This window comes from Geobacillus sp. WSUCF-018B, from assembly GCF_002809985.1.
GTDB classification, from domain to species: Bacteria; Bacillota; Bacilli; order Bacillales; family Anoxybacillaceae; genus Geobacillus; species Geobacillus thermophilus.
The window spans coordinates 1-7,481 of record NZ_PIJF01000078.1; the positions used below are offsets into that span (position 1 = coordinate 1).

A 7,481-nucleotide genomic window follows, 5' to 3' on the forward strand; every position below is an offset into this window, starting at 1 on the left:
AGGAGATCGCGGGTTCGAGTCCCGTCGGGACCGCCATTGTTTCAAAATTATGAAAAGAGACAGCTCAGCAGCTCAGTCGGAGTTGCCTCAACGCATCTGGCTTCCTCGAATCAGCTTGTAGAGGAAGAGACACAGTGCAGTACAAGCAAAGCAACGTAAAACTTAATATGGCTCGGTAGCTCAGTCGGTAGAGCAAAGGACTGAAAATCCTTGTGTCGGCGGTTCGATTCCGTCCCGAGCCACCATATAATTGATAGCAAGCTGACTTAGCTCTATTGGCAGAGACGAGCATCCGCTTCATCGAATCGATTGCGAGTTGTCCCGACGCACCCAGCTTCTTCGAATTGGCTGGTAGAGGAAGGGACACAACAAATGAACAATGAGCCACGATTTATATCATAATTATGCCGACTTAGCTCAATTGGTAGAGACGAGCACTTGCTTCGTCGAGTCGGCTTCGAGTTGCCTCGACGCATCCTGCTTCCTCGAATCAGCTTGTAGAGGAAGAGGCACAGAGCACAACAATGAGCCACCTTCTTGCATTTGTTTTATGCCGACTTAGCTCAATTGGTAGAGCAACTGAATCGTAATCAGTAGGTTGCGGGTTCAAGTCCTGCAGTCGGCACCATTCTTTGGAGGGGTAGCGAAGTGGCTAAACGCGGCGGACTGTAAATCCGCTCCCTTTGGGTTCGGCGGTTCGAATCCGTCCCCCTCCACCATGATTGAAGGGGCATAGTTTAATGGTAGAACAGAGGTCTCCAAAACCTCCGGTGTGGGTTCGATTCCTACTGCCCCTGCCATTTTGATTATCATTATGGCGACTATGGCGAAGTGGTTAACGCACCAGATTGTGGCTCTGGCATGCGTGGGTTCGATTCCCACTAGTCGCCCTTCACTTTTACAGCGTTGGGGTATAGCCAAGCGGTAAGGCAACGGACTTTGACTCCGTGATGCGTTGGTTCGAATCCAGCTACCCCAGCCAATGATGCGGAAGTAGTTCAGTGGTAGAACACCACCTTGCCAAGGTGGGGGTCGCGGGTTCGAGTCCCGTCTTCCGCTCTCGATCAAGGCGGCATAGCCAAGTGGTAAGGCAGAGGTCTGCAAAACCTTTACCCCCGGTTCGAATCCGGGTGCCGCCTCCATCTAATGAATATAAAAAGTGTTGACAGACATGAAGTAATGTGATAGAATAATACATGTCGCGCCGATGTGGCGGAATTGGCAGACGCGCACGACTCAAAATCGTGTGGGGTAGCCCCCCGTGTGGGTTCGACTCCCACCATCGGCATCGAAAATAGGATGTATCAAGGATTCCTACGAGATGTGGGAATCCTTTTTTATTTTATCCTCATACGATTCCTCATTACTCACATTTCGCACCCTTCCGACGAAAATCGGGAGGGTTTTTTGTGCCCATCGTCGAATGAATTCTTGACACACAAGGAAAGTAAAGGAGTTTGCTCTCATGGATGTTGAAGTCAAAGGGGTCTATCGCAATTCTTATTTTGAATATCATAAGTACCCTATTTAAGGAACTGGACCTGCCCTAATTGATTGACCATCTCGTTCCCGTCGATTCGCAATGCCAGACTCGACCCAGTGATGCCGTTCAGGCCATCCTCTACAATGTGTTTGATGGCCGGCAAGCCCTCGTTCACTTGGAACATTGGGCACAGGAGATCGATCTGGAGAAACTCATTCGTTCCGGGCTCCATCCTTCCTGATAAAATTGTTGCTGTATTTAAAGATACTGAAACAAACGGAAAACTTGTAGTAAACTCAATAAAGCTCATGTGTCGATGGCATTTCTAGCTCCAATTGGGGTTGTAATAGGTGAAGCGCTTTGATCTCATTTAATTGCTGCATCTGCTGCAGTGGTAATAGCAGGTGTAACATATATTGTTGCAACTAAAGTTGCCAGTAAAATTGCACCAATCGCATTTGTTAAAAATAACCGCAAAGATGTTGAGGATGATAATTGGGGTAGTGTTATTTCAATAATTGAATTATCAGATGAAATCGATGATTCCGCTTTACAAGGGATCAGTGAGTTTTCGCATTTAGATATTATTTTTTATTTTGACCGAGTGACAGATGACACCATTCACTATGGAGCAAGGCATCCAAGAAATCGTAAAGAATATCCGAAGGTCGGAATTTTTGCTCAAAGGGGCAAACATCGACCGAATAAATTAGGGTTAACAACGGTTGAATTGTTAGAACATCAAGGGCGGACATTGAAAGTAAGAGGATTAGATGCCATAGATGGTACGCCGATTATTGATATTAAACCGGTTATGAAGGAGTTCTTACCTAAAGGCGAAGTAAGGCAGCCTGCTTGGTCGGTCTCATTAATGGAACGATACTGGGATTCCTGTGATTGAATGAACGACGTACTTGATTTCAGTTGATTATGGCGTAAACATAACGGGATGCTATCATAAATAAGCTTTCCTTCCATCTTGTTTATGTCACACACCCAATTCGGGAACAATAAAAAAATTGAAAAACCGTCTTATGTAAGACGGTTCTCCAAAGATTCGATGGCCAGTTTTAACGCCATTAAGCGACGCTCATTTAATGTTTTTTGTGAACTTCCTTCCTTTGCTTTGGCTATTTGTGTTTCGATCGGCGGAATGAGACCTTGTAGAACATCTTTAGAAGTCAATATGATTTCTTCGTCATAGCAAAACTCTTCCCCATACCAAGTATTTTTTAGGCTTTCTAAACCAATTTTGACTGTGTTTCGTCTTTTTTCCACAAGAGCGGTGTTTGCACCTTTTTCTGTCATGCTTTGAAAAGCATTGGAAAGCTTATGAAAAGTGGACTCTAAGGATTGAATGGACAATTCTTGGATTTCTTGGCTAACCGTCTTCATGTACAGACCTCACTTTTCGTTGTGAATCATGCAACAGTGATATTGAGTCATACAGTTCGAATTTGGCCCAATCACCATTCAACCAAATGGCAACATGATCTTATATGATATTATTTGCTTTTAACCATTCTTCCAGTAGCTTACTTCCGACGTCATAAGATAACTCATCTGCTTCGACTGTGAAAATTTTGTAACCATATTTTTCATGGAGATCATACTGATCTAATATTCTTTTCACGACTGTAGTATCCTGTTCATGATCGAGAAAAACTACCCATTGATTTGTATGCTCAAGTTTATAGGCAACTGCTTCTACATCAACATTGTTCTCATAATATCCTAAATGAAGATGCTGATTGGGATCAAATTTCACGTTGATTCACTCCTTAGTATTGATGACCATATGAAGCTATGTTTTTTATGTTAGGAGCTACTTGAGCATGTCTATAGAGGCAATTGGATGCGGCTTTTACCAAACATTGGAGCGACTGCTGGCGCCCGAAACAACGCCGCTTCCGCGTTCATGTAGGGGGAAGCGGTGTTCGGTCTTTCCACACCTTGGTGTGACAAGCACAAGCTCGCTTCCGGCAGTCGTCTATAATGTTTGGTTACATTCAAATGAATAATTCCATTTCACTGTTTTTAAAGGTAAATCCCATTTTTGTATATAACGGCTTCCCATCTTCCGTGGCATGCAGCCAAATTCGTTTGACTCCGATTGTTTTACATTCCTCAATGCAACGTTCCAACAGCGTTCTGGCCAATCCTTTTCTCCGATACGGAGGGATCGTATACACGTTCAGTATATACGCTTCGAGTCCTTTTAGATTTTGCAAAGAAGGGGGCCGTTTGAATAAGACGATGCCACTGACACTGACTATGCGATGATTGGATAAAGCGACAAAGGAAATAAATTCATGGTTTGAAAGGGCTTCTTCTAAATATTGTTTTGTTGCGGTTGTGACAAGCGTTTCCTCTTGTTCCGACTGTATTTTTCCTAACTCCTTAAGAAATTCCAAGCGCAATCGAGTCAGATCTTCGATGTCTTGAATGGTGGCTTGGCGAATTTCAAACGGCACATTCACGTCGAGCACTCCTTTCGTTTTGCGCCAGATGGTCAAAGACTTGTGTTGACGCCAGCGTTTCTGTTTCTTTCGTTCAATAGGAAAGATGATAGAAACCTAGGTGTGGCACGAATCTGGGACCCGAGCTTGCATGGAAAGACTCTCATTCAATCAATTCCTTCTCTTTTCGACAGCAGCCTTTTGAATCCCTGCCTTGGAGGGACATTGCATCATCCTTTGAGGAGGCTAGTGACAATCGCTGCTTCTTGGTACGATTGATTTTGGAGAAGTTCAACCATTAAGGTTTATCTATTAGAAGAATGCTTTTTCAATCATCACCCTTTAGGGGAAAGATGAGATCAAGGAGGAGTTACATGAAGTTTTTTCACGATATGAATGAGGACAACGAGTATTCGGCAAGCCTTGTTTGCTACACCATATTCAACATCATCACTTTGGGAAAGATAAGGTTTTTGCGCACGAAAGTAGCGGAACAGAAAAGAAAGTTACAAGAAGCCAAAAGACTTCGTTAAAATTTTAAGATGTATGATTCGGGACCGGATCTTTTCATCATCAACGGTGATGCAGACACCGTTGATCATAGCCTGTCAGGAGCATTTGGGGAAACCGGTCCTTCTTTCCGCTCAATTGATTCCATGGTGCAGGAGCTTTGTCAGTATGTGATAAGGCCATCCACGTTGGTGAACATATCCCTGTCAAGTAGACAGTGTGAAAAATACCCACCTTCTTTAGCTGCTTGTTAGGATAGTGGAATGAGGAAACGTTGTCAAGGAAAGCACTTGACAACGTCTCCTTCATTCCACTTCATCGTTGGCAAGCTGAAGAAGGAGACATTCTCAGCCGTTCGTCTGCTAGGCTGCTTAGGCAATTCGGTATTCCACTGGGCTGAGGTAGTCTAGTTTTTTCTGGCACCGTTCATAATTATAAAAATACATGTACTGATCGATCGCCCCGATCATTTCCTCTTCCGTTTCAAAGGTGGGAAGGTCCACCATTTCCGATTTCAAATGCCCGAAAAAATTTTCCATGCAGGCATTGTCTAAACAGTTTCCTCTTCTGGACATACTAGGAATGATATGATGAGCCTTCAGCAGTTGATGGTACTGGCGGGATGTGTACTGGGAGCCTTGATCGCTATGGAGAAGGACTCCTCGCGCATCCCGTTTTTTGATGGCATCCTTGACAGTTTCGATCACCAATTTTAAGTCATTCGAACGACTGATGCGATACGCAATGATTTCATTGTTGTACAGATCTTTAATAGCAGACAGATACAAATAGGTTCCTTGAAATGGCACATAGGTAATATCCGTCACCCATTTTTGGTTGGCTGCAGTGGCCGCAAAATCACGGTTTAACACGTTCGACGCTACGATATTCTCCTTTCCCGCTTTATACTTCGGCTTTTTTCGACGGATTTTGGCCTGAACCCCCAACTCTTTCATCAGTCGGTACACTCGCTTATGATTCACGGTCTTCCCATAATTTCGTTTTATCCATGCTTTCACGCGCTAGTATCCATAGATCCCATTGACCTTTTGATGGCATTCGAGGATCATTTGTTTGATTTGTTCATTTTCCTTTTGCTTCTCTGTGACGATTCCCTGCTGGTTCATCCATCGATAGTATCCACTTCTTGACACACCGGCCAGTTGGCATAGCCAGGCAATCGGATAGGTGTTGGATAACTCCTGAATGATCGAGAACCGCTCTTTCGGTTTCACCTCCTTGCCAGCTCTCGTAACTTTTTTAAATAATCATTCTCTGCTTTCAGTCTTCGATTCTCTTCCTCTAAACTGCACTCTTTTTTTCGAGGCCTTCCCTTGAATGGAGACTTGGATGTCCCGCGCCGTTCTTCGAGCCCTTTTCGACCATGTTCATGGTAACGTTTTACCCAAAGTCTGATCGTTTTCGTGCAGGGAATCCCTAACTCTTGGCATATCCGCTTATATCCCCATCCTTCTTCGATGTACATCTGGACAGCCCTCCATTTAAACTCCACGGAATAAGTGGTCTTCCCTTTCGGTGTTTGCTTGGTCTCGAACATAAACAAATCCCTCCAGTGTTTTTACTGACAGTATGGGCATTTTCCCAACTGTCTACACTAGAGGGATAATATCACATACCAAGAGGGCTTTTTTTGATCAAGTCCCCGGAAAAGCTCCTAACGGGAATGCTCCTTTGAAACATGGGTGTTCCTTCTTTGTTATGGAGCAAGGATTTCCAATGTTTAGAGGAATTTCTGTGCTACTTTTATTAGTTTATCCCTATGTTTTTCAATATCGGCCACCGTTTCGATATATACTGTTGTTCTCCCTTCATCATTGAACTGAATGTACTTGTTGCTTGTATTGAGTCCGAGACGGCAAATCCATCTTCGGATGTTATTGTCCAGTAAAACATTGAAGTAGCTCAAGTTATCGCGATAATAGATACGTTCGGGATCAAGAATCTCCCTTAGGAGCAGCCGCACTAATACATACCCCTCAAGCTCCTCCTCTGTAGTGACTATCTGCGGCTCATTGTGTTCCTCTTTTGGATCTTCGGGAACATCTGGCGCTTTCTCTTCTTTCGCTTGGGCGGTCTCTTCTTCGTCACTGTTGGCTAAGGCAGCCTTAAGTTTATCGTTGACTTGGTCGTTTAGAAACTGTTTCAGTGCCTTTTTCACAAGCCCTTGAAACTTTTCGATCACGTTTTTAGTTTTCTTTCCGGGATAAATATCGCTGATGATGAATGCAACAAACTCATCGGACGGGTTTTCCCACTGATTATTCAGGAACTGTTTAATTTCATTTAGGTATTTTAATTCGGATGCGGCGCTGAAAATGCTGTCGACATCGAAACTGCTTTTTCGGAATTTCGCCAGCTCGACAATTTGATTTTCTCTCGGTTCAGCGAGGTTAAACTCGAAAAATGGCACTGAATCCATTTTGTTTTGTTCATCGAGATCGGTATAAAATCTGTATAAGATGCCATTAGTCAAAATAGCGAACTTAGCTGAGGTTGCGCCAAAATATCTAAACAGCTGCGAATCGTGTTTATCCAGCTTTTGATTGGCGGCCTTAGCTTCAATGAGAATAACCGGTTTTCCATCGATCATAATGGCGTAGTCGACTTTTTCCCCTTTTTTGATTCCCACGTCAGCTGTAAACTCCGGTAAAAACTCTTCCGGATTGAAAATATCGTACCCTAGAACTTGAAAGAAAGGCATAATGATCGATGTTTTCGTAGCTTCCTCTGTCGCTATAGTATTTTTTAATCTGTTCACCCTTTTCGATAGTGTCTGGATCTGCTCGATGAAATGATCCATTTTGCTCCACCCCTCTGCACAACATTTATCTTAATTAGGCGAGAAGACTCCCACTTCGACGAAGCGAAGCGGAGTAAGTGGGAGATGAATCGCCTTAACTATATTTTGTTGAAAATAGGATAGATTCAGTAAAATATAGTATCATATAGTTAGGTAGCGTCAAAAGTTCTATGAAAACTCCACACAGATCATCCCATTGAGCATCGTG

Annotated in this window: 8 protein-coding genes, 9 tRNA genes and 2 pseudogenes; 12 read left to right on the forward strand and 7 right to left on the reverse strand. The window is 43.5% G+C overall.

What is annotated here, in order from left to right:
- Nucleotides 1-169: 169 nt before the first annotated feature.
- From CV944_RS15795 to tsaA, 12 genes and pseudogenes are all read left to right on the forward strand, one after another.
- A tRNA-Phe gene (locus tag CV944_RS15795) sits at nt 170-245 on the forward strand.
- A gap of 307 nt (nt 246-552) precedes the next feature.
- A tRNA-Thr gene (locus CV944_RS15800) sits at nt 553-628 on the forward strand.
- A gap of 6 nt (nt 629-634) precedes the next feature.
- A tRNA-Tyr gene (locus CV944_RS15805) sits at nt 635-719 on the forward strand.
- Between the two features lie 7 nt (nt 720-726).
- Nucleotides 727-800, forward strand: a tRNA-Trp gene (locus CV944_RS15810).
- A gap of 17 nt (nt 801-817) precedes the next feature.
- Nucleotides 818-890: transfer RNA gene (locus tag CV944_RS15815), tRNA-His, on the forward strand.
- 17 nt (nt 891-907) lie between these two features.
- Nucleotides 908-982: transfer RNA gene (locus CV944_RS15820), tRNA-Gln, on the forward strand.
- 5 nt (nt 983-987) lie between these two features.
- Nucleotides 988-1,059: transfer RNA gene (locus tag CV944_RS15825), tRNA-Gly, on the forward strand.
- A 9-nt stretch (nt 1,060-1,068) separates the two neighbouring features.
- Nucleotides 1,069-1,142 (forward strand) — tRNA-Cys (locus CV944_RS15830).
- A gap of 61 nt (nt 1,143-1,203) precedes the next feature.
- Nucleotides 1,204-1,288 (forward strand) — tRNA-Leu (locus CV944_RS15835).
- A 177-nt stretch (nt 1,289-1,465) separates the two neighbouring features.
- A pseudogene (locus tag CV944_RS15840) lies at nt 1,466-1,721 on the forward strand (DUF4277 domain-containing protein); the annotation flags it as partial.
- A 1-nt stretch (nt 1,722) separates the two neighbouring features.
- Nucleotides 1,723-1,928: pseudogene (locus CV944_RS17750) on the forward strand (SAR2788 family putative toxin); the annotation flags it as partial.
- On the forward strand, nt 1,926-2,384 hold the full coding sequence (gene tsaA / locus CV944_RS15845; protein ID WP_100660160.1) for a tRNA (N6-threonylcarbamoyladenosine(37)-N6)-methyltransferase TrmO: 459 nt from the start codon (nt 1,926-1,928) through the stop codon (nt 2,382-2,384). The pseudogene CV944_RS17750 and the gene tsaA, both read left to right, overlap by 3 nt.
- A 131-nt stretch (nt 2,385-2,515) precedes the next feature.
- Here tsaA and CV944_RS15850 read toward each other — a convergent pair whose 3' ends face one another.
- The 7 genes from CV944_RS15850 to CV944_RS15880 all read right to left on the reverse strand — a co-directional run bounded on the left by CV944_RS15850 (nt 2,516) and on the right by CV944_RS15880 (nt 7,273).
- Nucleotides 2,516-2,878, reverse strand: coding sequence for a hypothetical protein (locus CV944_RS15850; RefSeq protein WP_100660159.1), 363 nt, complete (start codon nt 2,876-2,878; stop codon nt 2,516-2,518).
- A 100-nt stretch (nt 2,879-2,978) separates the two neighbouring features.
- Nucleotides 2,979-3,251 carry a DUF3986 family protein gene (locus tag CV944_RS15855; protein ID WP_008881000.1) on the reverse strand — a complete coding sequence of 91 codons (273 nt, stop codon included), beginning with the start codon at nt 3,249-3,251 and terminating at the stop codon, nt 2,979-2,981.
- A 241-nt stretch (nt 3,252-3,492) separates the two neighbouring features.
- The gene (locus CV944_RS15860; RefSeq protein WP_008880998.1) at nt 3,493-3,963 is read right to left on the reverse strand and encodes a GNAT family N-acetyltransferase; all 471 of its coding nucleotides are present in this window, start codon (nt 3,961-3,963) and stop codon (nt 3,493-3,495) included.
- An 860-nt stretch (nt 3,964-4,823) separates the two neighbouring features.
- Entirely contained in the window at nt 4,824-5,471 is a 648-nt protein-coding gene (locus CV944_RS15865) for an IS3 family transposase (RefSeq protein ID WP_100664514.1), read from the reverse strand.
- A 3-nt stretch (nt 5,472-5,474) separates the two neighbouring features.
- Nucleotides 5,475-5,687 carry a hypothetical protein gene (locus CV944_RS15870; protein WP_100660188.1) on the reverse strand — a complete coding sequence of 71 codons (213 nt, stop codon included), beginning with the start codon at nt 5,685-5,687 and terminating at the stop codon, nt 5,475-5,477.
- Nucleotides 5,684-6,010, reverse strand: coding sequence for a transposase (locus CV944_RS15875; protein WP_025039269.1), 327 nt, complete (start codon nt 6,008-6,010; stop codon nt 5,684-5,686). Before CV944_RS15875 ends, CV944_RS15870 begins: the two co-directional genes overlap by 4 nt.
- Nucleotides 6,011-6,193: 183 nt before the next feature.
- Complete coding sequence (locus CV944_RS15880) at nt 6,194-7,273, reverse strand: type I restriction endonuclease (protein WP_100660189.1); 1,080 nt, start codon at nt 7,271-7,273, stop codon at nt 6,194-6,196.
- Nucleotides 7,274-7,481 lie beyond the last annotated feature (208 nt).